General features: G+C 69.4%; 19 protein-coding genes. 12 read left to right on the forward strand and 7 right to left on the reverse strand.

Going from position 1 to position 25,808, the window contains the following annotated elements; genetic code table 11:
- Positions 1–78: 78 nt before the first annotated feature.
- The 7 genes from CCN37_RS23895 (at position 79) to CCN37_RS23925 (ending at position 11,470) form a co-directional block, all read left to right on the forward strand.
- Complete coding sequence (locus tag CCN37_RS23895; protein WP_246843258.1) at positions 79–1,653, forward strand: hypothetical protein; 1,575 nt, start codon at positions 79–81, stop codon at positions 1,651–1,653.
- A 134-nt stretch (positions 1,654–1,787) separates the two neighbouring features.
- Positions 1,788–3,338: a sugar ABC transporter ATP-binding protein gene (locus tag CCN37_RS23900; protein WP_086824861.1), complete on the forward strand. Its 1,551-nt coding sequence runs from the start codon at positions 1,788–1,790 to the stop codon at positions 3,336–3,338.
- Positions 3,335–4,354 carry an ABC transporter permease gene (locus tag CCN37_RS23905; RefSeq protein WP_086824862.1) on the forward strand — a complete coding sequence of 340 codons (1,020 nt, stop codon included), beginning with the start codon at positions 3,335–3,337 and terminating at the stop codon, positions 4,352–4,354. Before CCN37_RS23900 ends, CCN37_RS23905 begins: the two co-directional genes overlap by 4 nt.
- Positions 4,355–4,380: 26 nt before the next feature.
- Positions 4,381–5,361, forward strand: a complete 981-nt coding sequence (locus tag CCN37_RS23910) for a substrate-binding domain-containing protein (RefSeq protein WP_086824864.1) — start codon at positions 4,381–4,383, stop codon at positions 5,359–5,361.
- A gap of 48 nt (positions 5,362–5,409) precedes the next feature.
- The gene (locus tag CCN37_RS23915; RefSeq protein ID WP_086824866.1) at positions 5,410–8,097 is read left to right on the forward strand and encodes a glycoside hydrolase family 172 protein; all 2,688 of its coding nucleotides are present in this window, start codon (positions 5,410–5,412) and stop codon (positions 8,095–8,097) included.
- A 60-nt stretch (positions 8,098–8,157) separates the two neighbouring features.
- Positions 8,158–8,808: a TIGR02206 family membrane protein gene (locus CCN37_RS23920; protein ID WP_246843259.1), complete on the forward strand. Its 651-nt coding sequence runs from the start codon at positions 8,158–8,160 to the stop codon at positions 8,806–8,808.
- A 40-nt stretch (positions 8,809–8,848) separates the two neighbouring features.
- Complete coding sequence (locus tag CCN37_RS23925; protein ID WP_246843261.1) at positions 8,849–11,470, forward strand: glycoside hydrolase family 172 protein; 2,622 nt, start codon at positions 8,849–8,851, stop codon at positions 11,468–11,470.
- 24 nt (positions 11,471–11,494) lie between these two features.
- On the opposite strand, the gene CCN37_RS23930 is transcribed toward CCN37_RS23925, so the two are convergent.
- The gene (locus CCN37_RS23930) at positions 11,495–12,490 is read right to left on the reverse strand and encodes a LacI family DNA-binding transcriptional regulator (RefSeq protein ID WP_086824871.1); all 996 of its coding nucleotides are present in this window, start codon (positions 12,488–12,490) and stop codon (positions 11,495–11,497) included.
- Positions 12,491–12,631: 141 nt separating this feature from the next.
- On the opposite strand from CCN37_RS23930, the gene CCN37_RS23935 reads away from it, so the two are divergent.
- From CCN37_RS23935 to CCN37_RS23945, 3 genes are read left to right on the forward strand one after another with little or no spacing between them, the layout of a single operon-like run.
- On the forward strand, positions 12,632–14,047 hold the full coding sequence (locus CCN37_RS23935) for an L-fucose/L-arabinose isomerase family protein (RefSeq protein ID WP_086824912.1): 1,416 nt from the start codon (positions 12,632–12,634) through the stop codon (positions 14,045–14,047).
- Between the two features lie 6 nt (positions 14,048–14,053).
- A complete protein-coding gene (locus tag CCN37_RS23940; protein WP_086824873.1) occupies positions 14,054–15,625 on the forward strand; it encodes a family 43 glycosylhydrolase in 1,572 nt (523 codons plus the stop codon).
- Between the two features lie 10 nt (positions 15,626–15,635).
- Positions 15,636–17,123: an FGGY-family carbohydrate kinase gene (locus tag CCN37_RS23945; RefSeq protein ID WP_086824875.1), complete on the forward strand. Its 1,488-nt coding sequence runs from the start codon at positions 15,636–15,638 to the stop codon at positions 17,121–17,123.
- 125 nt (positions 17,124–17,248) lie between these two features.
- On the opposite strand, the gene CCN37_RS23950 is transcribed toward CCN37_RS23945, so the two are convergent.
- The 5 genes from CCN37_RS23950 to CCN37_RS23970 all read right to left on the reverse strand — a co-directional run bounded on the left by CCN37_RS23950 (position 17,249) and on the right by CCN37_RS23970 (position 22,113).
- The gene (locus CCN37_RS23950; protein WP_086824877.1) at positions 17,249–17,470 is read right to left on the reverse strand and encodes a hypothetical protein; all 222 of its coding nucleotides are present in this window, start codon (positions 17,468–17,470) and stop codon (positions 17,249–17,251) included.
- A gap of 1 nt (position 17,471) precedes the next feature.
- Positions 17,472–18,542, reverse strand: coding sequence for a hypothetical protein (locus CCN37_RS23955; RefSeq protein WP_086824880.1), 1,071 nt, complete (start codon positions 18,540–18,542; stop codon positions 17,472–17,474).
- Positions 18,543–19,065: 523 nt separating this feature from the next.
- Positions 19,066–19,488 (reverse strand): hypothetical protein, encoded by a 423-nt coding sequence (locus tag CCN37_RS23960; protein WP_086824882.1) that lies wholly within the window; start codon positions 19,486–19,488, stop codon positions 19,066–19,068.
- A gap of 515 nt (positions 19,489–20,003) precedes the next feature.
- A complete protein-coding gene (locus CCN37_RS23965; RefSeq protein WP_086824884.1) occupies positions 20,004–20,735 on the reverse strand; it encodes an SDR family oxidoreductase in 732 nt (243 codons plus the stop codon).
- Complete coding sequence (locus CCN37_RS23970; protein ID WP_086824886.1) at positions 20,725–22,113, reverse strand: LVIVD repeat-containing protein; 1,389 nt, start codon at positions 22,111–22,113, stop codon at positions 20,725–20,727. Before CCN37_RS23970 ends, CCN37_RS23965 begins: the two co-directional genes overlap by 11 nt.
- An 83-nt stretch (positions 22,114–22,196) precedes the next feature.
- Here CCN37_RS23970 and CCN37_RS23975 point away from each other — a divergent pair, with 83 nt between their 5' ends.
- Both CCN37_RS23975 and CCN37_RS23980 read left to right on the forward strand, forming a co-directional pair.
- Positions 22,197–23,711, forward strand: coding sequence for an ABC transporter substrate-binding protein (locus CCN37_RS23975; RefSeq protein WP_086824888.1), 1,515 nt, complete (start codon positions 22,197–22,199; stop codon positions 23,709–23,711).
- A 120-nt stretch (positions 23,712–23,831) separates the two neighbouring features.
- A complete protein-coding gene (locus CCN37_RS23980) occupies positions 23,832–24,644 on the forward strand; it encodes an N-acetylmuramoyl-L-alanine amidase (protein WP_086824890.1) in 813 nt (270 codons plus the stop codon).
- Here CCN37_RS23980 and CCN37_RS23985 read toward each other — a convergent pair.
- Complete coding sequence (locus CCN37_RS23985) at positions 24,641–25,606, reverse strand: aldo/keto reductase (RefSeq protein ID WP_086824892.1); 966 nt, start codon at positions 25,604–25,606, stop codon at positions 24,641–24,643. The two genes, CCN37_RS23980 and CCN37_RS23985, sit on opposite strands and share 4 nt — an antisense overlap.
- Between the last annotated feature and the right edge of the window lie 202 nt (positions 25,607–25,808).

Consider the following 25,808-nt stretch of genomic DNA (forward strand, 5'->3'; position numbering starts at 1 on the left):
CCAACCACCCGGCCGAGTCCGGGGGGAACGGACCTCACTCCCCGGCAACGGCGCCGGGGGTCGGGAGGAGGCGGCGTGGTGGCGGAGAAGCCTGTGCTCGACCGGCGCGGAGTGCTGAGGGGACTGGGTGGGCTCGGGGCCCTCGCGGCACTGGGTTCCACGCCAGGGGTGGCCGTCGCGGCCCAGCAGCGGGGACCGCTGGACCTGCGTTTCCGGGTGACGGACCAGTTCCGGCCGTTCGCCTTGCTGGCGCCGGGCTTCGAGCAGTTCGACACGGCGACCGCGCGCGACAGGGCCGGTGTGGCGGCGCGGGGCGTGCGGATCAGCGACGACGGAGCGGTGCGGCTGGCCGGGGACTCCCTGGTGGTCACCTCCGCCGGACCGCGCGCGCCGTTCTGCTCGGTGCTGGTGGAGGTCGCGGCGCTCGCGGCGGACTCCAGCGCGGTGGCGGGGATCGCCTTGGACCAGGCCAACTCCGTGCTCGCGCGCTACCGCTCGGACGGCTCGGCGACGATCGAGGTCACGGTCGGCGGGAAGCTGACCATTGTGGACTCGGCGAAGCAGGTGCCGTTGCGCACTCCGTTCCGTTTGGCATTCGTGCTCAACGAGAACGCGGTCACGGTGCTGGTGGACGCGACGAACACGGGGACGGCGTGGACACCGTTGATCAGCGAGCGCGAAGGCGTCTCGGGGCTGGTCGACCTCCGCGTGCCGGACCGGTTGCGGCAGATGCGCTACGCCTTCGGCGGGTCGGGTACGACCACGCTCGGCCGGGTCCGCGCCGGGTACTTCGGCCAAGCGGGACTGCGCGACGGGCACCTGGTGCAGACGGCCGAGGGCCAGCCGCTCATCCGGGACAACAAGGTCTACTTCACCTTCACCAGCGCTGGACTGGGATTCTTCCAGCAGGCGCACTGGGGCGTGTGGGCGATGGACCTCGCCGACCCGCAGCGGCTGGAGCAGGTCTCGCAGCTGTTCTTCCAACGCGATGGGGTGATCGTCGGGGACCACGCCGGGCAGGTCGTGTACGACGAGCGCAGAAACCGGTACATCGTGGCGATGAGCTCTTGGGGCGACTTCGCGTTCAACGGGGTGCACGTGCGCCACGTGGAGACGGCCGCGAACGTGCTGTCCGGGGTGCACGTGCTGCGCACGGCGCGGTTCCCGCTGCCGACAGCGGTCAGCGCGTGGGACCCGTCGCTCACCAGGATCGGTGACCAGTGGCACGTGGCCTTCGTGGAGAGCCCCAGGCAGTCGCCGTCCTTCGAGTTCCACCCGGCACTCGCGGTCGGCCCGGTTGGTGCCGAGTACCACCAGGAACTGAAGCTGCGCGGAGCGGACACCTCGCTCGACCAGACCGAGGGCACGATCATCCAGCGCGTCGGCGGGCAGTGGTACCTGCTGGCCAGCGACGGCGACGCCCGCGAGTACCGCGTCTACGACCTGGCGATGAACCTCCTCGGTTCGCTGGACGCGCCGTACCGCACCAACATCCCGCATCCGCAGCTCGTGGAGGTGCCAGTGCCCGGAGGCTCGCCGACGAGACAAACACAGTGGTGGTTGGTGACCTTCGACGGAACTCAGTACGCGGAGGGCGTCCTGGGCTACGGCGGGCACGGCGACGTGCTGGTGATGCGCGAGCAGCCCGGCTGAGACGAACGGTGGAAATGGCGCGTCGTGCCCGTGCTGTGACCACGTGACGCTTGACACACCGATGAGCCGGTCCTAGCGTCCGCAGTAATCGTTTTCCCGTAACGTCCCGTTCACTTCGTCCGGTGGAGCAGGGTATGGCCAACGACGCACCGAAGCTGGTCCGGCTGACCGGCATCGGCAAGCGCTACGGCGGCGTTCTTGCCTGCCAGGACGTGGATTTCGACATCAGAGCGGGCGAGGTGCACGCGCTGCTCGGCGAGAACGGCGCAGGCAAGTCGACCCTGATGAAGATCCTGTCCGGGGACATCACCGACTACTCCGGTGAGATCGCGATCGAGGGCGAGACCGCGCGCTTCGGCGGCCCGGTCGACGCGCAGCGCGCGGGCATCGCCATGATCCACCAGGAGCTGGACCTGGTCCCGGGCCTGTCCATCGCGGAGAACCTGTACCTGGGCCGGGAACCGCGCACGCGGATCGGCACCGTCGACGGCAAGCGGATGCGTGTGTGGACCGCGGACCTGTTGCGGCGCATCGGGATCGACATCGATCCGCGCCGCCCGGTCGGTGAGCTGAGGGTGGGCGAGCAGCAGCTGGTCACCATCGCCCGCGCGCTCTCGCTGGACGCCAAGGTGCTCATCATGGACGAGCCCACATCGGCGTTGTCGACGGCCGAGGTGGAGCAGCTGTTCGGCGTCATCGACGAGCTGCGGCGCGAGGGCGCGGGCATCGTCTACATCTCGCACCGGATGGACGAGATCGGCCGCGTGGCCGACCGCGCGACGGTGCTGCGCAACGGCAGGATCGTCGAGGAGTTCGACGCCAGGAAGATGACCGCCGAGCAGGCCGCCGAAGCGATGGTCGGCCGCCCGGTGCGCACGCTCTTCCAAGCCTCCCACGGAGAAGCGGGCGAGGAACTGCTGCGCGTGGAGGAGCTCACCGTGCACCCGCGCCGTCCTCGCTCGGGCCGCAAGGAGCCCGCGGGGATCAGTCTCACGGTGCGGCGCGGGGAGATCGTCGGGCTCGCCGGACTGCTCGGGGCCGGGCGCACCGAGCTGCTGGAGACGTTGTACGGGGCGGGTTCCGCCGGTCGCTGGGACGGCCGCGTGCTCCTGGACGGCGTGGACGTGCGGCCGAGGGGTCCGCGCGCCGCGCTGGCCAAGGGCATCGCGTTCGTGCCGGAAGACCGGCGGGTCAGCGGCTTGGTGCTGGAGCACTCCGTGCTCGCCAACACGGTTCTGTCCATTGTGGACAAGCTGAGGACGGCGGGTGTCGTGGTGTCGCGTCGGGCCGAGCAGGAGAACGCGGCGGAGAGCGCCAAACGCTTGCGCGTCAAGCTCTCCTCGCTCGCGGACCCGGTCGGCACGCTCTCCGGCGGGAACCAGCAGAAGGTGGTCTTCGGCCGGATGCTGCTGACCAAGCCGAAGCTGCTGCTGCTGGACGAGCCGACGCGTGGCGTGGACATCAACGCCAAGGCGGAGATCTACGAACTGCTCGGCGAGATCGCCGGGCAGGGCATCGGGGTGCTGCTGGCGTCCTCGGAGCTGGCCGAGCTGATCGGCGTGTGCGACCGGGTCGTCGTGCTCCGGGGAGGGCGGAACGTGCGGGAACTGCGCACCAGTGAGATCGGGGAGGCGGACCTGCTCGCCGCCACCATGGGCGAGACCGCCGGGGGAGGTGTGCGATGAGCCTGGAACCCGATGTGACGGCCAGGAGTGGACGCAAGATCGACTGGCGGGAGACGCTGTTCTCCTTCCAGAGCTTCTTCGGGTTGATCGCGGTGTTCGTGGCCGCGATCGCGTTCTCGCCGAGGCGCAACGGCGAGATCCTGTTCCTCACCGGTGACAACCTGTTCAACGTAGTGCGCGCGGTCTCCGAGATCGGCATCATCGCGATCGGGATGACCTTCGTGATCCTGGTCGGCGGCATCGACCTCTCGGTCGGCGCGGTGCTCGGGCTGTCGGCGGTGGGCTCGGCGGTGCTGCTGGTGCACGACGACCTCGGGGTGTTCCCGGCGGTGCTGATCGTGCTCGCGGTGGGCCTGGTCTTCGGTCTGCTGCAAGGGATGGCGAGCGCGCTGTTCGGCATCCAGGCGTTCATCGTGACGTTGGCGGGCCTACAGATAGCCAGGGGGCTCGCGCGGATCTGGTCCGACGGGCAGGGCGTCGCGATCGCCTACGGCGACGGGCCGAACGAGGCCCCGGTGACGTTCTCGCTGCTGGGCGAGCGCACCTTCGGCGGTGTGGTGCCGATCCCCGCGCTGATCTTCGCGGGACTGGCGGTGCTGGCCATCGTGTTCCTGCGCACCAGCGCGTTCTCCCGGCACCTGTACGCGGTGGGCGGCAACGAGAAGGCGGCGCGGCTCTCCGGTGTCCCGGTGAACCGCGTGAAGATCATCGTGTTCGGCATCTCGGGTCTGCTGGCCGCGCTGGCCGGGATCGTGCATGCCGGGCAGCTCAACCAGGGCAGCCCCAACGACGGCGCAGGCTACGAGCTGGACGCGATCGCCGCGGTGGTGATCGGTGGCACCGCGCTCACCGGCGGCCGGGGTTCCGTGGTGGGCACCGTGACCGGTGCGCTGCTGCTGGGCGTGCTGAACAACATCCTGGCGTTGAACAACATCGACGCCAACGTGCAACTCCTGATCAAGGGTCTGGTGATCGTGGCGGCTGCCGCGTTGCAACGACTGCGGCCGACGTCATGAACCGCCTGGGGAAAGGGACTTCCGACGTGAGAAAGACAATCGCGCTGAGCGCCTGCCTGATGCTCGCGGTCACGGCTTGCGGCACCACGAGCCAGAACAGCGGCAAGGGCCCGGCGACGCCCGCCAAGTGCGAGGGGACCGGCGGCAAGTACGTCATCGGGATGAGCCAGGCCAACGTGGCCGAGCCGTACCGGCAGCGGATGGACGACGACATCCGCTCGGCCGCGGCGAAGGTGCCGCAGTTCGAGGTGAAGTTCGCCGACGCCGCGCAGGACAACGCCAAACAGGTCTCCGACGTGGAGAACTTCCTGACCCAGCAGATCAACCTGCTGATCATCAGCCCGAACGAGGCGACCCCGCTGACGGCGGTGGTGAAGAAGGCGTACGACAAGGGCATTCCCGTCCTGGTGCTGGACCGCAAGGTCGACGGCGACGCCTACACCAGCTTCATCGGCGCGGACAACCGCGACATCGGCCGCCAGGCGGGCAAGTACGTCGCGGAGAAGCTGCTCCCAGGAGGCGGCAAGCTGGTCGAGCTGAAGGGCCTTCCGGGGTCCACGCCCGCGCAGGAGCGCAGCGAGGGCTTCCACGAGACGCTGGGCTCCAAGGTGCAGGTCGTGGCGACCGGTGTCGGGGACTGGTTGCGGGAGAAGGGCCAGCAGCAGCTGGACGCGATCCTGAAGGCCAACGCCGAGGTCGACGTCGTGTACTCGCACAACGACCCGATGGCCGAGGGCGCCTACCTGGCCGCGAAGGCGGCCGGACGCGAGTCGAAGATCAAGTTCATCGGCATCGACGCTCTCCCTATTCCATCCGGTGGGGTGAAAGCCGTGGAGCAGGGCCGGATTTCGGCTACCTTCACCTACCCCACGGGCGGCAAGGAAGCGATCGCCGCCGCCAAGACGCTCCTGGTGGACTGCAAGCAAGTCGAGAAGAAGCAGACCCTGCCGACGCAGTTGATCACCAAGGAGAACGCCGAGCGGGTGTACCGGGAGGCGAACGGTTAGTCCCTGCCATATGTCCTGAGTGGACATTCGCCAGTGAGGGGGCGGATCATGCGCAGACACGTCATCCAGGTCGATTCCCCAGGTCCGGGATATCGCCGCAAAGGACGGCACCGGACACTCCGACTCCTCGTAGCACTGGCTTCGGTCGCGGCGCTGTCCTTCGCGGGCACCGCCGTGACCCCCGCGCAAGCCCAGCCGCCGGCCGTTTCGGCCTTGCCAACGGGCAAGGGGCCGGTCGGCTGGGCCACCTACCGCCAGCTGGACTCGATCGGCACGTTGCGCGGTCAGGTCGAGTCCCGGCAGTTCTCCGGCTACGACCGCACCGGCCGCAACAACGACGGGTTCGACGGGCAGTTCTCCTGCCTGCGCATGATCGGCCCGAACTGCGTGATCGCCGAGCGCTCCGGCGCCGGTGAGATCGAGTCGATCTGGTTCACCCGGGACGACGGCGTGGTCTCGCGCACCGGCTGGATCAGGATCGAGCTGGACGGCTCCACGGTCCTGGAAGCGCCCTTGCAGGACGTGGTGGACGGCAAGCTCGGCGCGCCGTTCGTCTGGCCGTTTGTGGGCAACCGCGAGGACACCTCCGGCGGCGTGGTCATCAAGGTGCCCATGCCGTTCCGGCAGTCGATGCGCGTGACCACGCAGAACAACCCGTTGTTCCAGCACGTGGTGTACCGCGCCTTCGCCGACGCCGACGGGGTGTCCACGTTCAACCGCAACGACCAGGCCAACGACGTGATCGCGAAGCTGCGCTCCTTCGGGCTCGGCGATCCGAAACCGGCTCGGTGGAACGCGGCCAGCACTCGGTCCACTGTGGACATCAACCCGGGCGCGACCGCGCGGGTCGGTGAGCTGACCGGGCCGGGGCAGATCAGCCAGCTGAAGGTGCGCCTGCCGCAGGTGCAGGCCAGCCCGCACGTCAACGACGACGGCAGGGCCTTCGGGCCGGGCGGGGAGAGCTCCTTCCGGGTCACCGTCGACCCGCGCAACTCCGGCGTGCGGCTGACCCGGCGCTTCGATCCGCACATCGAGATGCAGCGGGCGAGGTTGTTGGTGGACAACGCCTTCGTCGCCGACTGGTTCCACGCGCCGAAGGCTCCGCCGACGCAGTGGGCTGACCAGTCCATCGACATCGGCGCGCAGTTCACCTCGGGCAAGTCCCGGCTGAACATCCGCAACCAGTTCGTCGCGTCGTCTTTAGACTTCAACGAGTTCCGCTACGACGTGCACAGCCTGGTCAACGGGACCTGGGTGCGCACGGACGTGATGGACGTCGGTCCGGACCGCCCCGGCGAGGAGCTGACCCACGGCTACCGCGTCACGCAGCAGAAGTGGCAGGGGCGGCACTACTTCAACTACCCGTTCAACGCCGGGATGATCTCGGCTTCGGACGCGGTGCTCGCCGGAGCGCGACTGCGCATCACCTTCGACGGCCGGACCACCGTGGACGCGCCGATCGGGGAGTTCTTCGGCTCCGGCCTCGGCGAGTACGACGCCCGGTCGCTGATGTTCTCCATGGACGCCACGCGGGACGGTTGGTACACCTCGTGGTGGCCGATGCCCTTCGCGGAGCGGGCGATCGTGGAGGTCGTCAACTCCAGCGGGGTGCGGATCTCCGACGCTTCGGTCGACCTGACCTGGGCCGGTGATTCCTCAGTTCGGGATCGCTTGCGCCCCAACGGTTCCCTGGGCTACTTCAACGCGACGCACCGCCAGGGGCCGACCGGGCACGCGAAGGACTGGATCTTCGTGGACACACCTGGGCGCGGGGTCTTCTACGGGGTCACGCACAGCATGCGCGGCCGGATTCCGCTCAGCGCCGAGGTTCCCCGGCTCTACCTGGAAGGCGATGAGCGCGTCTACACCGACGGCCTGCTCACGCCGGTCCACCACGGCACGGGCACGGAGGACTTCTACGAGTCGGGGTGGTACTTCCGCACGGGGTCGTTCGCGATGCCGCTCGCGGGATACCCGGCGCACGAGGTCGGCCGCGACGGTTGCGTCTACGACTGCACGGGTGCCTACCGGTTGATGGTTCCAGATGCGATCCCGTTCAACACGGGACTGCGTTTCGGCATTGAGCACGGGCCGGTCGCCGACGTCGCCGCGGACTACAGTTCCACGGCGTACTGGTACGGCCAGTCGCGCTGGGCGCTGCGCAGCACCGACGGGCTCAACCCGAGCGACCAGGTGAGCCGCGACCAGCACAACTACCGCGCGGTCGGGGAGAGCAGCGGAACACTCACCTCGGTGTTCGAGGGCGACGACGACCACGCGACGGCGAGCGGCCGGGTCACCAACGCGACCGGGCCGATCACCTTCACCGTGGCGGTGGACCAGAACAACGCGGGCGTGCAGATCGTCCGCACGGCCGACCAGGTCCGCTCCTACCAGCAGGCGCGGGTGCTCGTCGACGGGCAGTTCGTCGGCGTGTGGCTGATGTCCTCCGGCAACATGTTCCAGCGGTGGCTCCAGGACACGTTCATGATCCCGTCGCGGTTCAGCTCGGGGAAACGGGCGCTGGCGATCACCCTGGAGCCGATCGCGGGCTCTCCGCCGTGGTCCTCGGCGGACTACCACATCCGCTCGTGGGTGGACCCGTTCGAGCCCGGCCGCAGCGGCGTGCAGCGCGTCGACCCGCCCGGGCTGGACTGGACCGCCCCAGACCGCGGCCCGCACGTGCTCGGACCGCGCGACCCGGTCTCCACCAAGGAAGGTCAGGTGGGCCGTTGACCCTGGCAGAGGTGTCCGCGCCGGTTCTCCCGGCGCGGACACCGGACTAGAGTGGTCGGGGTGTTCGAGCCGTACGGCCTCTCGCACGGCGTCGTCGCCGTGGTGTTCGTGGCTGTGTCCGCGCTGCTGCTGACCTTCCGCTCGGCGCGGACCAGCCGCGTGCTCGCGATCGTGATCGTGGCCGTGCAGTTGCCGTTCCAGATCCACACGATGCTGCCGGGGCAGTGGGACATCGCGTACTCCCTGCCGTTGCAGCTGTGCGATCTGGCGTTGATCGCCGCCGTCTGGGCGTTGTGGACGCGCAGCCCGGCGGCGGCCGCCCTGACCTACTACTGGGGCCTGACCCTGACGGCGCAGGCCCTGCTCACCCCGGCCTACCGCGGCCCGGACTACCCGGACTGGCAGTTCCTGATGTTCTGGGGGATCCACCTGTTCACCATGTGGGCCGCGGTCCACCTCACCTGGGGCGCCGGTGTCCGGCCCGACTGGCGCGGCTACCGGCTGACCCTCGTGGTGACGGCGGTGTGGATGGTGATCATGTTGGGGTTCAACGGGTTGGCCGGTGCCAACTACGGGTTCCTCAACGCCAAGCCGAGCGGCTCGGTGCTGGACCTCTTCGGTCCGTGGCCGCTCTACCTGGTGGTCGCCGCCCTGCTGCTGGCCGGGGTCTGGGCACTGATGACCGCGCCCTTCACCCGCTCCTCTCGCTGAGCCTTTCCCTGCCCTGCCTCGCACCAGAGATGGGATCGTCATGCGCAAGAAGCGTCGCCCCTTACTGTCCGCACTCCTGCTCGTGGTCGTCACGATGACGGCCACCCTTGAGATCACCGCCCCCGAGACCGCCGCCCAGAACGCCTCCTCCGACAAGGGCCCGTTGGGCTGGGCCAGCTACCGCCAACTCGACGGCATGGCCGCGCTCCGAGGTGCTTCGGAGACCCGCCAGTTCTCCAGCTACGACCGCACCGGCCGCAACAACGACGGCTTCGACGGCAGGTTCTCCTGCCTGCGCCAGGACCTGAGCGGCTGCGTGATCGCCGAGCGCACCGGCGCGGGTGAGATCGGCTCCATCTGGTTCACCCGCGACGAGGGCGTGGTCTCGCGCACGGGTTGGATCAAGATCGACCTCGACGGCCGGACCGTGCTCAACGCGCCGTTGCAGGACGTGGTGGACGGCAAGCTCGGCGCGCCGTTCGTCTGGCCCTTGGTGGGCAACCGCGACGACACCTCCGGCGGCGTGGTCATCAAGGTGCCCATGCCCTTCCGCAAGTCGATGCGGGTCACCACGCAGAACAACCCCCTGTTCCACCACGTCGTCCACCGTAGTTTCCCCGACGCCGTGGGGGTTCCCGCGTTCGATCCGGCCGATCGCGCGACCGACGTCGTGGAGAAACTGCGTTCCTTCGGGCTCGCTGACCCGAAACCCGCCCGTCCCGGATCGCACACGACTCGGTCAACTGCGGACCTCGAGCCCGGGGCGACCGCGCGGATCGCCGAACTGTCCGGTCCCGCACGGATCAGCCAGCTGCGCGTGCGGCTACCGGAAGTGGTACCCGGTCCCACTGTGGACGACGACGGGCGAGCCTTCGGCACCGGCGGCTTCAGCACGTTCACCGTCGCGGTGCACCCGCGCAACTCGGGTGTGCGGTTGACAAGGCGCTTCGATCCGGAGATCGAGAAGCAGCGGGCGAACCTGGTCATCGACGGTCGCGTCGCCGGGCAGTGGTACCACGAGTCCAAGGTCGGCCCGATGACCTGGGCGGACCAGACGCTCGACGTCGCGTCCTCGTTCACCGCGGGCAAGTCGAAGCTCGTCGTGCGCAACGAGTTCGTGTCGTCCACTGTGGACTACAACGAGTTCCGCTACGACGTGCACAGCCTCGTCGACGGCTCGTGGGTGCGCACCGACGTGATGGACCTCGGCCACAACCACCTCAGCACCGAGGCCGCGCACGGCTACCGCGTGGAGAAGCAGGCGTGGCAGGGGCGGCGGCACTTCTACTACCCGACCGACCCCGCGCTGGTGACCGCCTCCGACGAGGTGCTGGCGGGGGCCAGGCTGCGGATCAGCTTCGACGGGCAGACCACCGTGGACGCGCCGATCGGGGAGTTCTTCGGCTCCGGCCTCGGCGAGTACGACGTGCGGTCGCTGATGTTCGCGATGGACCCCGGCAAGGACGGTTGGTACACCTCGTGGTGGCCGATGCCCTTCGCCGAGCGGGCCGTCGTGGAGATCGTCAACGGCAGCGGGCGGCGGATTCCCGGCGCCGCGCTCGAAGTGACGTCGGCGGCTGACCCGTCGGTCGTGACGTCGTTGCGCGCCAACGGTTCACTGGGCCACTTCAACGCGACGCACCGGCGTTCGGCCACGGAGAACGGCAACGACTGGCTGTTCATGGACGCCTCCGGGCGCGGAGTGTTCTACGGCGTCACGCACACCATGCGCGGCAAGCTCCCGCTGGCCGTCGAGGTGCCCCGGTTGTACCTGGAGGGCGATGAGCGGGCGTACGCGGACGGCCTGCTGACGCCGGTCCAGCACGGGACGGGCACGGAGGACTTCTACGAGTCCGGGTGGTACTTCCGCACCGGCGCGTTCGCGATGCCGCTCGCGGGGTACCCGGTGCACGAGATCGGCGGCGACGGCTGTCAGTTCGACTGCACGGGTGCCTACCGGTTGATGGTTCCGGATGCGATCCCGTTCCACACGGGACTGCGTTTCGGTATCGAGCACGGGCCGCTCGCGGACGTTCCGGCGGACTACAGTTCCACTTCGTACTGGTACGGCCAGCGGCAGTCGACGCTGCGCGAGACCGACCGGCTCAACCCGACCGATCTGGCCAGTCGCGCGGAGCACGGCTACACGGCGGTCGGCGAGACGGTCAGCACGGTGACGTCGAGCTTCGAAGGCGACAACGACCACTCCGTCGCCAGCGGTCAGGTCACCGCCAGCACGGGCCGGGTCGGCTTCAAGGTGGCTGTGGAGCCAGGGAACTCCGGCGTGCAACTCGTGCGCACCGCCGACCAGGCGCGCTCCGGCCAGCAGGTGGAAGTGCTGGTGGACGGCAAGCTCGCGGGCACGTGGTCGCAGCCCTACGGCAACGCCGATCACCGGTGGTTGCAGGACTCGTTCACCATTCCGGCTCAGCTCAGCGCCGGGAAGCGGTCGCTGTCGATCACGCTCCGGCCGGTCGCGGGAGCGGCGCCGTGGTCGGCTTCGGACTACCACGTGCGGTCGTTCGTGCCGCCGTTCGCGCCGAACGGTGTGAGCGCCCAGGTTGAGCCGCAGGGCATGGACTGGTCGCCGAAGGACCGCGGTCCGATGATCCGCACCGAGCGTGATCCGATCTCGCCGAAGAAGGGCACCACCGGCGGGTGACGGATGGTTCCCGGTGCCGCGTGCTCAGCGGCGCCGGGAACTCCCGCGCACGACCAGCTGGGCGGAAAGAGTCGTGGTGGTGGGGTCGGAGTGCGAGCCGGTGACGCGGTTCAGCAGCAGCTGCGCGGCCAGCGTGCCGATCTCGTAGGCGGGCTGCGCCACGACGGTCAGCGGCGGGTCGAGCAGCGCGGCCCACGGGGCGTCGTCGAAGGCCACCACACCGACGTCCCGTCCGGGACGCAGTTCCAGTTCCGCCAACGCTTGCAGCACGCCGACGGCCATCGCGCTGTTCGCGACGAGCAGCGCGTCCGGCGGCTCGGGTTGCGACAACAGCTCCAGCGTCGCCTCGCGCGCGCCGGCGGAGCGGTACTCCGACCGCCGCACCAACCTGGTGGCGCTGCGCTGCTTCACGCTGCGCAGGCCGTCCCGGTAGCCCGCGAGGCGGTCATCGGCGGTGCGCACCCCGGACGGGCCGGTGATGCACCCGATGACCTCGTAGCCCTGCTCGGCGAGGTGCACGGTCGCCTGCTTCGCCGCGTGGCGGCTGTCCACCAGCACGGTGTCGGTCGGCTCACCCGGCAGTGGCCGGTCCACCGCCACGATCGGGGTTCGCCTGTCCCGCAACGCCTCCACCGATCCCGGCACCCCGGAGGGGGAGAGGATCACCCCCGCCATCTGCTCCTCGATCGCGACCTCGACGTAGCGCCGCTCCTTGGCCGACTCCTCGTCGGTGTTGCACAGCACCACCGAGTACCCCGCCGCCTGCGCCACGTCCTCAACACCGCGCGCGATCGCGGTGAAGAACGGGTTCTCCACGTCGGAGATGATCAGCGCGAGCACCGCCGTCTCCCGCCTGCGGAGGTTGCGCGCCAACCCGTTCGGGCGGTAACCGAGCTCGCTCGCGGCGGCGACCACGCGGGCGGCCAGCACCGGGTCGACCGAGGATTTCCCGTTCAGGGCACGGGAAGCCGTCGCCGTGGAGACGTTGGCACGTGCCGCGACATCGCTGATCGTCGTCATCGCAAGGGCTCCTCGTGCGCCATCGGCCTATTGACAGCCGTCACCGCTGAGCATAGCTTCCGAGAAAACGATTGCTCGTGCTCTGCCCCGTTTTGTATCCAACTGTGTTGTCAGCTGCCAATCGTGACCCTGGAGGGCACCGTGGCCCGGATCGGCGTGATCAGTTTCTCCGACGGACGTGACTACGTCCACGACGGCATTCGCGACTTCATCGCGACGACCGAGGACAAACTGGTCGACCGGCTCACCGCCGCGGGGCACGAGGTGGTGCGCGGCAAGGAGATCGTCGCCACCAACACCGGCGCCAGCGCCGTCGCCCGCCAGGTCGCCGCCGCCGGGGTGGACCTCACCGTCTTCCACTACGCGGTCTGGGCCTTCCCGCACTTCACCATGCTGGCCGCGGGCGCGACCCCGGGGCCGCTGCTGCTGCTGTCCAACATCGACCCGGTGCAGCCCGGCATGGTCGGCATGCTCGCCGGAGGCGGTGCGCTTGACCAGATCGGCCGCGTGCACACCCGGCTCTGGGGCGACCCCGACGAGCGCGCGCTCATCGACAAGATCGGCGTCCAGGCCACCGCGTCCTCCGCCGTGGCCTCGCTGCGCGGTTCCACCTTCGGCCGGATCGGCGGGCGCCCCATGGGCATGAACACCGCCGTGGCCAACACCGACCAGTGGCAGCAGGTCTTCGGCGTCGACGTCGAGGAGATCGACCAGTGGGAGATCGTCCGGCGCTCCGAGCTGGCCGACCAGAAGGAGGTCACCGCCGCGCGCGAGTGGCTGGAGACCCACGCGGCCGGGGTGCACTACGACGGCAAGAAGCTCACGCCGGAGCTGCTGGAGCGGCAGATCCGCTCGTACCTGGCGATGCGCGAGCTGATCGAGGAGTGGAACCTCGACTTCTCCGGTATCAAGGGCCAGCCCGAGATGACGCAGTACTTCGCCACCATGGACATCGTCGAGGCCTTCCTCAACGACCCCTACGACTGGAACGGCCCCAAGGAGACCCACGTCTGCGCCACCGAGGCGGACATGGACGGGGCGCTGACCATGCAGCTGCTCAAGCACATCGCGCGCACGCCGGTGCTCTTCGCCGACGTCCGGCACTACCACGCCGACCGCGACATCTGGGACCTGTGCAACTCCGGCCAGCACGCCACCTGGTACGCCGCGCGCAGCGACGACCCGGCGGAGAACCTGGCGAAGGTGCACTTCTACCCGGAGGTGTTCTTCTTCCCGGCCGGTGGCGCGTCCGTGCACCACCTCGCCGCGCCCGGGCAGATGACGCTGGCCCGGTTGACCCGGCGCGGTGGGAACTACCGGATGCACCTGATGCTCGGCGACTTCGAGACCTACGACGACGAGACGAACACGCAGCTGATGCGCCAGTCCACCTTCGAGTGGCCGCACGCGTTCGCGCGGCTGGACGCCAAGGCGGACGACTTCCTCTCGCGCTTCGGCGCCAACCACATCCACGCGGTCCCCGGCGATCACCGCGCCGAGGTCAGGGCCGCCTGCGAGCTGCTCGGAGTGGAGTTGGACGAGTTCACCAGGGGGTGAGCGGGGATGCCCGCGCTGCCGGACGGAGTTTCCCTTCAGGAGTACACCGAGGTCCGAGACGAGGTGAGCGCGGGCGACTGGCGCCACCTCTACGACCCGACGGTCGGTGAGGACCGCAACTGGTACCTCAACGACCACACGTTCGTCCGTGACGCCGACGGCACCTGGCACATGATCGGCATCACCCACGCGGAACCGCTGAACCCGTTGGACGAGAAGCACTTCGCCCACGCGACCGCGCCCTTCCTGCACGGTCCGTGGGCGAAGCAGCCCTTCGCGATGAGCGTGGACCCGGGCTACCACGGGGAAGCGCACCTGTGGGCGCCGCACATCATCCTGCACGACGGCCGCTACCACATGTTCTACTGCGGCGGCGACGCCGACCACAGCTTCTACGCGATCAACCTGGCCATCTCCACCGACCTCCGCACGTGGACCCGGCACCCGGGTGGGCCGCTGTTCCGCGACGGCTTCGATGCCAGAGATCCCTTCGTGACGCGGATCGACGGCCGCTGGGTCATCTACTACACCGCGACGATCTACCCGGACGGCGGCAACTTCGTCGTCGCCTACCGCACGAGCGATGACCTGGTGCACTGGAGCGGTCGCAAGTTCGCGTACTCCGAACCGCTCGGCGGGGTGATGACGGAGTCGCCGTTCCTCGTGCAACGCGGTACCGACTGGTACCTGTTCATCGGCCCGCGCCGCGGCTACGTGGGCACCGACGTGTTCCGCAGCAAGGACCCCTTCAACTTCAACGCGAACTCGTGGGTGGGCAACATCCCCTCGCACGCCGCCGAGGTGATCTTCGCCGAGGGACGGCACTGGGTCACCCACGCGGGATGGGGCCAGCGCGGGGTGTACCTCGCTCCGCTGAACTGGCAGACCACGTTCAAGGGTGTGCGGGTCACCGCGCCGGACTATCGAGTCGATCTACAGACCTCGCCGACGTCGGAGCTGCGGGAGCTGTCCGTGCGGATGCGTGACGGCAGCTGGCGCAACGTGCTGGACAACCATCACCGGGGCTCCGGGCCGTACCTCGGTGTCGGGTTGTTCGGTGCCACGGAGAAGGCGCGCGCGGCTCCTCGCGTGCGCGTCGAAGGGGGAACCGTCGCACTGCAAGGCGTGCCGATCGGCCAGGAGAAGATCACCGTCGACTGGAAGCTGGACTTCCACGCCGACTGCTTCGACAGCTCGCTGACCTGGCACGTGGCCGCGCCGACCCGCAACCCGCTGTGGGAGTTGGCCTTCTCCATGGACAGCTGGCTCGGCACGCTCGGCGACGACCAGGTCTTCCCGCGCCGGGGCGACGCGGCGGGCTTCACGCGGTGGGCGATGGCGACCGGTATCTCGGCGACCATGGCGATGGCCTACCGCAGGGGCTCGGCGTGGGCGGAGGCCAACCGGTGGTACTCCGACGGGGAGTCCTCGATCTGCTGGCAGTCCATCTGGAAGCCCAACGGCGGCTCGATCACGCCGGGCGACTACTTCGGCGGCACCTGGCGGATCGGGGTGAGCCCCAGGGCTCAGGACCGCGACCTCGCCGAGCGGCTGGCGAACGGCATCAACAGACGTTAGGAGCGTTGGCGTGGCGGAGGAACTGCTGCTCGGGGTGGACATCGGCACGTCGAGCTCCAAGGGCGTGCTGACCACAGTGGACGGTCGCGTCCTCGCGCGCGCCGACCGTCCGCACGGGACGTCGTCACCGCATCCGGGGTGGTTCGAGCACGACGCGGAAACCGTGTGGTGGCAGGACTTCGTCGAGATCACGCGGGAACTTGTGTCCAAATTGGACGGACGTTCACCGGTGGGGCTGGCGGTCAGCGGGATCGGTCCGTGCCTGCTGCCCGCCGACGCCTCCGGCACTCCGCTGCGGCCCGGCATCCTGTACGGCGTGGACACCCGTGCCACCAAGGAGATCGACGAGCTGACCGAGGAGTTCGGCGCCGACGCCGTGCTCGCGCGGTGTGGCTCCCGGCTGACCAGCCAGGCGGTCGGGCCGAAGGTGCGGTGGTTGGCGCGGAACGAGCCCGAGGTGTACGAGCGCACCCGGATGCTGCTGATGGCGAGTTCGTTCCTGGTGCACCGGCTGACCGGGCGCTACGTGCTGGACCACCACTCGGCCAGCCAGTGCACGCCCATGTACGACCTCGGCGCGCGGGACTGGGCGCACGACTGGGCTGCTTCGGTCGCGCCCGGGTTGCCGCTGCCGGAGCTGGCATGGCCGACCGAGATCGTGGGGCGCGTTTCCACGGAGGCTGCTTCGCTGACCGGGCTCCCCGTCGGGTTGCCGGTCACCGCGGGCACGGTCGACGCGTGGGCGGAGGCGGTCAGCGTCGGCGTCCGCGCGCCCGGCGAGATGATGATCATGTACGGCACGACGATGTTCCTCGTGCAGGTGCTGACTGATCCGCGCCCGCACTCCGGGTTGTGGGGCACCTGCGGCGCTTTCCCCGACACCTACACCCTGGCCGCCGGAATGGCGACCTCGGGCTCGATCACCGACTGGCTGCGCGGACTGGTCGGCGGGGAGTTCGCCGGGCTCGTCGCTTCGGCGGCCTCAGTACCACCTGGGAGCCGGGGTCTGTTGGTACTGCCGTACTTCGCCGGGGAGCGGACTCCGCTGTTCGACCCCGACGCGCGCGGGATCATCGCCGGGCTGACGCTGGGGCACGGTCAGGCCGAGCTGTACCGCGCCGCGCTCGAAGGGATCGGCTACGGCGTCCGGCACAACCTGGAGGCGATGTCGGCAGCTGGCGGGACCCCGTCGCGGCTCGTCGCGGTCGGCGGGGGGACGCAGGGCGGCTTGTGGACGCAGATCGTCTCCGACATCACCGGGCAGCCCCAGGACATCCCCGCCGAGACGATCGGAGCGTGCCTCGGCGACGCCTTGCTTGCCGGTATGGCAACCGGGGCGGCGTCATCGCCCGACTCGTGGAACCCCGTGGCGTCCACAGTGGTACCCGATCCCGAACGGTACGAGCGATATTCCGCGTACTACGCGCGCTATCGCGAGCTGTACTCCTCGACCGTGGACATCGCGCACTTCCTGGCCGCCGAGCACAACGCTTCTTAGCGGGCGGCAAGGCCGCGGTGGCGGCCCAGCCGGACCACGAGCGCGACCTTGATCCGGTCGAGGTCACGAGCCGCATCGAGGATGTCCCCACTGCTGGAGGGCGCCGGCGCCCTCCAGCACGTGAGCTACTGCGCCTCGATCGGTCCGCCGCTGGCGCGGATCCGGACCGTGCAGCCGTGCAGGACCTTCGGGAGACCCAGGTCCGAGTCGGCTCCGTTGGCCACCCAGACGTCGACCGTGGGCTCGCCGTCGTGCTCACCCTGGCCGACCGCCACCACGTCGTGGTGGTCGTCGATCCACTGCGATGCCTCGACCACCGCCGCGTTGATGTCCGGTTGCTCGGTCATCTCACGGACGTACCCGGATACCGAGCAACGACTCCACGAGCGCGATCCTGTTGACGATCGTCACCACAGCCGATCCGGCGAACAGCAGGCCGACGGCCTTGTTGTCGCGGTCGGCGACCAGGCTTCCGGAGTCGCCGCCCGCGGACATGTCGCTGGTCACGATCTGCTGCGCGAAGCGGGCGACCTTGCCGCCGCCGTAGTTGACATCGACGGTGGCGTTGATGTTCTGCACCTTGCCGGTCGTCCAGTTCGTCGTCCTGCCGGTCTTCTGCACGACCATGCCGACGGTGGGCGCGTTGTTGACGTCCTTGATGTCACCGACCCAGAAGATCCTGCGGTCGAGGTCGTGGAACTGCCCCTCGGCGATCGCCGCGTCGACCAGGTTGAGCGGGACCGGCTGGCCCGCCTGGATGAACTTGATCGGCACGAAGCGGCTCAGCCTGGCGATGACGTCGGCGGGGAAGGTTCCCCCGTCGAAGGGGCCGGGTTGCAGGATCGGGTCACCGATCGAGGCCGCGTTGGAGTTGGCCAGCACGTGGTTGTTGCTCAGGATGTAGTACCGCGACGGCTTGCCGGGGAAGGCGGAGGCGTCGTAGCAACAGGTGCCGAGCGTGCCGGCGGTGATCTTGAAGTGGCCGGCGCTAACCCCGCCGAAAGCTGGGCGGAAGCGCTTGGCCAGCGCGAACGGGCCGATGTTCTCGCGGGCAGCCAGCGCTACGTCGTCGAGTGCCAGCTGGCCCCCGATGGTGTCGAGCTGGTGCCCGTTGCCGAGCGCGGGCGGCGTGAGCATCTGCTCGACGGTCCGGCCCGCCTGGAGGACACCGACCTCCTGCACGTCCGTGCGCATCTTGGAGATCGTGGGCGGGACCAGGTCGTTCTTGTTCAGCGACTCCTTGGGGAGTTTGGTGTCCACCAGGACGGTCAGCGCCTTCTCGCCGGTGTCGAGCCCGCCCTGCCACTTGGTGCCGAGCGCCACGCCGACCACGTTCGGCATCGTCAGCAACGAATCTTGCTCGGCTGCCTGTACGGCGGCCAGTTCGTTGTACTCCTTGGGAAGCATGTTCTCGATCATCTGTCGTCGCCCCGCTCTTCGTTGAGCCGGTGGAGCTGCCGCCACGGCGCCCCTGGCACGGCTGGACTGAGGGCGCCAGAGTTCACCGAGTCGAGGTGCCGGGCCAGACGCCAAGCGGGTGAGTGACGAGACAACTGATACCGAGAAACGATCTTACTACGGACGCAAAGAGTTGAAGAATCCTTGCGGCGTAAGGGAAACAAGGGTAGACGGGGAATGGTGACGGTGACGTGCGCCCGCCCGTTCCCAGAACAACCAGGTGTGGTTACCCAGGTAGCATCCGTCTGTCCTTTGTGGACAGATGCTACGGCCGCGGGCGAGTGAACCGCTCACCGGGTACATGAGAGCGGTACCGGGCAGCCGGGAGCGGCGCCGGGCCGACGCGATCGTGAAGAGCGGGCCGGCCTTCCTCGCGGCCGAACTCCACCGCGCCGCGCTGATCGTCGGCCACACCGACACCCATGAGGACGGGTCCGGCGTCGCGCCGATCCGCGCCGCCCGTGCCCCAGCGCGCACAAGCCTCTCAGGCTGCGGTGGAGTGGCGACCTGCCGGGCGGACCGGGTTGCGGTCGACGTGGTTGTGCGTGCTGGCGAGGCTGCGCGGGAGCTTCCGAGCTCCCAGCTTGAAGGGTCGGCGCGGGCGGTGTCGTGACCGTACGTGCACGGGCAGCGGGACCGTCGGCTGCTCCACGCCTCGGGCGATCACGACGGGGCCCTTGTGTCGGTGACGGCCCCGGTAGCTCGGCTCGTCCAGGTCGGCGACGGGGTGGGTGCGGGTGGCGCGGACGGCTTCGGCGGTGCGGTGCGTGCGCCAGGCCGTGATCAGCTCGCGCAGCGGGCGCGAGCGGTTGAGTCCGATGAAGGACAGCCTGTTCAGCACGTGGAAGCGGTGCAGCAGCACGAGCGTCGTCATGACCAGCAGGGGCGGCAGGGTGAACTCAAGCATCGCGGCACGCTCCTCGTGCCACGGGTTGATTCGCGTAGCTGCCCATGCCTCGGGTCACCTCCGGGTTGTGCGGCCGACGGGGGAGCGTGCGACCGGAGATGGAGCGTAATGCACGTTGCACTCCGATCGGCGCATGCAAACGAGTGCGTCTCCGCTTCGTCACCCGTTACTACCAGTGACTGAGATCTGCCCGTTGCCAACTCGTACCCGACGTCCCGTTCGGGTCCGTCAACGCACTGAACGGGTCGTTCAGGGCTTAAGGCGGGGGTGAAGACTGGTGTGCCTGCGGAGTGCTGCGCGGCGTGGGGTGGTGGGAGCGCGGTCCCGGTGGCGTGGGGATGGCGGAGAGCTGCGGTGGCTGGGCGTCGTTCCACCAGGCCGTCTCCACCGGCACCCGCTCAACGTCCGGCGGGACGCCGAACTCCCGTTTCGTACTCATAGCGGGGTCGGCTCCTGTTATGAGTACGAAACGGGTTGCCCTGGACGGCGGTCAGGCGCGTTGAGGAGGGCGGCGGCTAGGCGTGGAGGCCGCCGGTGGCGTTGAGGATCTCGCCGGTGAGCCAGCGGCCGTCATGACCGGCGAGGAAGGCGATCACGTCGGCGACGTCGGAGGGCTGGCCCATGCGGCCGAGCGGGGTGAACTGGGTGAGCAGGTCGCGCACCTCGGGGGTGCTCGACGCGAGGAGCAGGTCGGTCTCGGTGGCTCCGGGGCGCACGACGTTGGCGGTGATCCCCCGGGCGCCGAGTTCGCGCGAGGCCACCTGGGTGATGAGCTCGGCGGCGGCCTTGCTGGCGCCGTACGCGGAGGTGGTGGGCAGGGGCAGCTGCACGTTCGCGGTGGAGACGGTGATGATGCGGCCGCCGTCGCGCATGTGCCGCGAAGCGTGCTGGACGGCCTCGAACACCGCCTTGGTGTTGAGCGCGAACAGCAGGTCGAAGTCGGCCTCGGTGAGCTCGTGCAGCAGCTTGGGGATGGTGGTCCCGGCGTTGTTCACCAGGATGTCCAGGCCGTCGATGTGCTCGGCGGCGGCGTCGAACATGCGCGCGACCGAACCGGGCTCGGACAGGTCGACCTGGACGCCGTGCGCCTTGCCGCCCTCCTCGGCGACCGCGCGCTCGACTTCGGCGGCGGCCGAAGCGTTGCTGGCGTAGGTGAACACGACGGTGGCGCCGTCGCGCGCGAGCCGGAGCACGACGGCCCTGCCGATGCCGCGCGAACCGCCTGTCACCACAGCGTTACGAGTCATGTCCGTTGCCCCCGGTGAACTTCAGGATGTCGACACCGCGCGCGTTGTCGGCGACGAAGAGAAGTCCACGGTGCCACAGGGGTTGCCACGAACGGGCGTCAGCGGGGCGGAAGTAGCCGACCTGCTTCGGCCTGCTCGGATCGCTGATGTCGAGGAAGCGCGTGCCCTGGCCGTAGAAGGACTGCGCGAGGACCTTGCCCTTGACGTCGAAGTAGTGCGCTGAACAGTCCCCACTACTGGGGTCGCTGCCTTCCTGGCCCGCGACGCTCCAGGTGCCGATGGTGCTCAGGCGGTAGGGCTTCTCCGGAGTGGAACGCCAGCCCTCACCGCCGTAGGAGCCCTTCAGCGAGGAGATGACCAGCACGCCGTCCGCCGCGCAGCCGTCGGCGAAGTTCTCCTCGGTGGCGAACACGGTCTGGCCGTAGCCCCACGCGCCGATGTCGGGACCGTCGAGCACCTCGCGGCCGACAGGGCGGTAGCTGTTGTGCAGGAACTTGCTGGTGGCGGACAGCTCGGAGATCCCGCCGCCCGCGAAGGGCACGGGGTCGACGGCCGTCGCCCTGCGGAGCTTGCGCTGCACCGGGTCGAAGCGCAGGCCGTCAGTCCAGTAGCCGCGCACGCCACCTCGGCCGGAGACCCACGCGACACCGTCCGCGTCGACCTGCACGTCGTGCGCGTAGTCGGTCTTGCCGTCGTTGCGCGCGGTGTCGATCGGGTTCGGGAAGACCTTGGGGTTGCGCGGATCGCGCACGTCGGTGACCCACACCGGGCGCCCGCCCCAGTCCGCGGGCATGTGGCTGGCCTTGGCAGGGCCGCCGGTCCACAGGTAGCGGCAAGCGTTCACGCAGCTCGTCGTGTGGCCGGCCGGGATCTCCACGAACGTCAGCGTGGTGAGCTTCGCCGGGTCCGCCGCGTCCACGATGTAGACGCCGGACGTGCCGGTGGCGGTGGTGCCGCCGAACGCGCGCGGGTCGCGGGCCAGGAAGATCAGCTTGCGCTCGGGGTCGAGCTCGGTGTCCTCCATCTCCCACATGCCGGGCATGGAGATCTCGCTGAGCAGGCGGGGCTTCGCCGGATCTGCGGTGATGTCGTAGGACTTCAGCCCGAACTCGCCCGCGACGATCATGACGTCGCGCCGCGGGCGGGAGTACTGGAGGAAGTTGACCGAGATCGCGCCTTGAGCCTCGGGCAGCGTGCCCAGCAGCTCCACGTTCTTCACGGCCGAGGTCTTGGCGGCCTTCGGCGCGCCCGCGGAGTGGGAGTGACCCGATTGGGACGCGGTGCCGAAAGCTGGGGCGTCGCCGCACGCCCACGCGGGCACCCCCATCGCGAGCACGACCGCTGTGATCGCGGTGAGCAGTCCGGAACGCCTTGGCATCACGTACCCCCGTAGCACCGAAGTCCAAGAGGAACTTAGAACCGGTAACGATTTCGCTCAAGGGTTTTCGTAGGCTTCACGCCATGCGTCGCACAGTGGCTGGTCTGCTCGCAGTGCTGCTGCTCCTGCCGTCCGGGTGCTCCTCCGGGCCAACGGCGGAGCCCGGCGTGATCGCGGTCGGCCTGCGCGAACCCGCCAGCCTGTTGCCGGGACGGGTGGTCGACCTGCCGGGGCGCGAGATCACCGGCGCGCTGTGGGCGCCGTTGGCCGAACTGGGCGCGGCGGACCAACCGCCCATTCCGGTCGCAGCCGAAACGATCACCAGCCCGAACCGTCTCTTGTGGACGGTCGTGCTCCGGCAGGGGTGGCGCTTCCACGACGGCAGCCCGGTCACCGCGCGGTCCTACGTCGGCGCCTGGGAGGCCGCGATGCGCGAGGGCTGGCCAGCCGCGCGCGTGCTCAATGACCAACTCCGCGTCGCAGGACTGCGCGCGGTCGACGAGCGCACGATCGAAGTGCGACTGCACCGGCCGCTCGGCGAGTTCCCCGCGGCGCTGACCAGTCCCGCGTTGTCGCCGTTGCCGGAATCGGTGCTGGCGTCGCGGGACTGGGACGGCTTCGCGCGGCACCCGATCGGCAATGGGCCGTTCCGGCTGACCGGGCCGTGGGTGCTGGGCAAGGGCGCCCGCGCCGAGCCCTTCGACGGCTACGCGGGTTCGGTGCGGCCGAAGGCCCGTGGCGTGGACTTCAGGGTGGTCAGCGATCCCGTCGACCAGTTCGAGCAGGTCTCCTCCGGAGTGCTCGACCTGGCCACCGAGGTGCCGCCCAGCAAGCACGCCGCGATGCAGCAGCAGTACGCGGACCGGAACTGGAGCTGGCCGGAGCCGGAAACGACCTACCTCGCGTTCCCCCTGGCGGACAAGCGTTTCTCCGACATCTCGGTCCGGCACGCGATCTCGCTCGCCATCGACAGGGCCGAGCTGGCGACCGGGCCGCTCGGCCACCAGGTCACTCCGGCGGCCTCGTTCGTGCCGCCCGCGCTGACCGGCGAAGCGGCCCCCGGCGCGTGTCGACCGTGCGCCCACGACGCCCAGGCCGCTGGAGTTCTTCTGCGCCAAGGCAATGCCGACCTCGGCAAGGTGACACTGCACTTCGAGATGGAGGAGGCGGGCCAGCGCGGGTGGGTCTCGCGGATCGCCGAGCAGCTGCGCTCCGGGCTCGGCCTGCCCGATGTCGCGGTGCGCGGACTATCCGGAGAGGAGTACCGGAAAGCCTTGTCCAGCAAGAGCTTTGACGGGCCGTACGTGCTGCGGGTCAGTGCCGGGTACCCGAGCCCGCAGTCACTGCTCGAACCGATGTTGAGCGGTACCAACGCCGACGTGGATTCCATGCTCGGCGAGGCGGCCGTCGCGGAGACTCCTGCGGCGGCGCGGCGCTACTACCGGCTCGCGGAGAACACCGTGCTGCGCGAGCTGCCGATGACGCCGTTGTGGAGCGCGCACGGGCATCTCTACTGGTCCAAGGCGCTTTCCGGTGTTGTCACCGATCCCGTGCGAGGCGCGCTGCTCGACCGTATCGAGGTGCGCGGCCGCACCTAAAGGCGCCGCGGCTTCCTCAAAGTGCACGCCCGCAGCTGATTCCTTGTCACTGCTGGGAATCTGCCGGACTCTCGGTGTCGAGCCACGCCAGTTCCGCGTGGCACGGCCGTGGGGGTCTGAATGCCTTATCTGACATGGATGGCCGACGTCCTGCGCGATGCGGGACTTCGGGTCGTAGAAGTGGACGGCTGGCAGAGCCGGGGATATCGCGGCGGTATGAGCGACGTCCGCGGCGTGCTGCTGCACCACACCGTGGGCGCGCCGACCGGGAACTTCCCCTCGCTCGGGTTCCTCCTCAGCGGTGCCCCGCCGGAGAAGCCGCCGCCGCTGGCCAACCTCGGCCTCGCCAGGGACGGCACGTGGTACACGATCGCGGCCGGGCTGGCCAACCACGCCGGGAGGGGCAGGCTGCCGGGATTCCCGGTGGACCGCGGCAATCCGCACCTGATCGGTGTCGAGGCCGAGTCGACCGGCGCCGACCACGGTGACTGGACCCAAGCGCAGGTGGAGAGCTACCCGCACGGCGTCGCCGCGCTGCTGCGCCACCTCGGTCTGCCCGCAGATCGGGCGTTCGCGCACAAGGAATGGGCACCGACCCGCAAGAAGGACCCCGCCGGGTGGCCCGGCGGCATCAACGGTTTCCGCGACACGGTTCGCGCTCATCTGGAGGACGACATGCCGCTCAGCGATCAGGACATCTTCCGCATCTGGGACTTCAAGGCGCACGAGCTGAACAACCCCGCAACGGTGCACTCCGCCGCGGTGTGGCTGGTCGGCGCCAACATGGCCGCCTGGCAGAGCGCCGGTGCGCAGAAGGAGATCGCGGGACTGCGCGCCGCCGTGGAGAAGCTGGCCGAGGCCGTCGGCGCGGCGCAGGGTGTCAACCCCGACGACCTCAAGAAGGCGATCAGCGACACCGCCGACCGGATCTAGGGGCGCGCGTCGAGCTTGGTCGCGGTGTCGCCGAAGACGAAGGGGGTCGTTTCGCACTCCTCGATGAAGTCGGCGGGGAAACCGCGCTCGAACTCCACCGCGGAGTCCAGCCGACGCGCAGCTTCCTCGGGGAGCGCGACACTGACGGAGGTCTCCGCGATCTGCTCGGCGTTGCGGGCTCCCACGAGCGGCAGTACCGAGGGCGACCGGTGCCTCAGCCACGCGAGTGCCACTTGGGACGGAGTCGCACCGATCTCCGCCGCGACCGAGCGGACCGCGTCGCGCGCCGCGTGATCGCGGGCGGAGAGCTTCGCGGGGTCGACGCGGCGGGACGCCGCACCGGAGAGCAGGCCCGAGGCGAGCGGGCTCCACGCGGTCACGCTCAGCCCGAGGGCTTCGGCCATCGGCAGCAGCTCTCGTTCGGCGTCGCGGCGCACCAGGTTGTACGGGATCTGCAGGCCGGAGAACGGCGTCCAGCCGCGCCACTCCGCGAGCGTGTTCGCGCGGCTCACCACCCAGGCGGGCGCGTCGGAGATCCCGACGTGGAGGATCTTGCCCGCGCGGACCTCGTCGTCCAGCGCGCGCATCGTCTCCTCCAGCGGCGTGTGGCGGTCCCAGATGTGGACCCAGTACACATCGATGTGGTCCGTGCGCAGCCGCTTCAGGCTCCGCTCCAGGGACAACCTCAGGTTCTTGCGGTGGTTGCCCGCGCCGTTCGGGTCGGCGGCGTCGCGCGACAACGTGTACTTCGTGCCGATGACGAAGCGGTCGCGCTGCTCGATCGCCGCGCCCAGCAGGCTCTCGCTCTCCCCGTACGCCGAAGCCGTGTCGAGGAAGTTGCCGCCCGCGTCGGCGAACGCGGCGATCGTCCGCCGCGCCTGGTCGAGATCGTCGAAGGTCATCGTGCCGAGCACGAGTTCGGACACGCGCAGGCCGGTCCGGCCGAACAGTCGGTAACGCATGCCGACAGCCTGCTTCCCCGCGCTCCGCCCAGGGAGGCCCTCTCAGGGACCCCCACCGCGCGCTTCGCCCGAGCCAAGCCCTTGGTCACTCCACCGAATCGATGAGGCGGGGCGGCGCTGAACGAGGACTTTCGCTCGTCATCGCCAGCGAGCACCGCGCTCACGGCGCCAGCGCGGATAGCTTCGCCGCGCAACCGAGCAC

Source organism: Allokutzneria sp. NRRL B-24872 (assembly GCF_002155965.1).
Lineage (GTDB): Bacteria > Actinomycetota > Actinomycetes > Mycobacteriales > Pseudonocardiaceae > Allokutzneria.

Bases quoted from the DNA above. Each gene is read 5' to 3' on its own strand.
- CCN37_RS23925 (WP_246843261.1), top strand. From the start codon at position 8,849: ATGCGCAAGAAGCGTCGCCCCTTACTGTCCGCACTCCTGCTCGTGGTC.
- CCN37_RS23955 (WP_086824880.1), bottom strand. From the start codon at position 18,542: ATGATCGAGAACATGCTTCCCAAGGAGTACAACGAACTGGCCGCCGTA.
- CCN37_RS23970 (WP_086824886.1), bottom strand. From the start codon at position 22,113: ATGCCAAGGCGTTCCGGACTGCTCACCGCGATCACAGCGGTCGTGCTC.
- CCN37_RS23965 (WP_086824884.1), bottom strand. From the start codon at position 20,735: ATGACTCGTAACGCTGTGGTGACAGGCGGTTCGCGCGGCATCGGCAGG.
- CCN37_RS23940 (WP_086824873.1), top strand. From the start codon at position 14,054: ATGCCCGCGCTGCCGGACGGAGTTTCCCTTCAGGAGTACACCGAGGTC.
- CCN37_RS23930 (WP_086824871.1), bottom strand. From the start codon at position 12,490: ATGACGACGATCAGCGATGTCGCGGCACGTGCCAACGTCTCCACGGCG.
- CCN37_RS23900 (WP_086824861.1), top strand. From the start codon at position 1,788: ATGGCCAACGACGCACCGAAGCTGGTCCGGCTGACCGGCATCGGCAAG.
- CCN37_RS23960 (WP_086824882.1), bottom strand. From the start codon at position 19,488: ATGCTTGAGTTCACCCTGCCGCCCCTGCTGGTCATGACGACGCTCGTG.
- CCN37_RS23980 (WP_086824890.1), top strand. From the start codon at position 23,832: ATGCCTTATCTGACATGGATGGCCGACGTCCTGCGCGATGCGGGACTT.
- CCN37_RS23905 (WP_086824862.1), top strand. From the start codon at position 3,335: ATGAGCCTGGAACCCGATGTGACGGCCAGGAGTGGACGCAAGATCGAC.
- CCN37_RS23950 (WP_086824877.1), bottom strand. From the start codon at position 17,470: ATGACCGAGCAACCGGACATCAACGCGGCGGTGGTCGAGGCATCGCAG.
- CCN37_RS23985 (WP_086824892.1), bottom strand. From the start codon at position 25,606: ATGCGTTACCGACTGTTCGGCCGGACCGGCCTGCGCGTGTCCGAACTC.
- CCN37_RS23975 (WP_086824888.1), top strand. From the start codon at position 22,197: ATGCGTCGCACAGTGGCTGGTCTGCTCGCAGTGCTGCTGCTCCTGCCG.
- CCN37_RS23915 (WP_086824866.1), top strand. From the start codon at position 5,410: ATGCGCAGACACGTCATCCAGGTCGATTCCCCAGGTCCGGGATATCGC.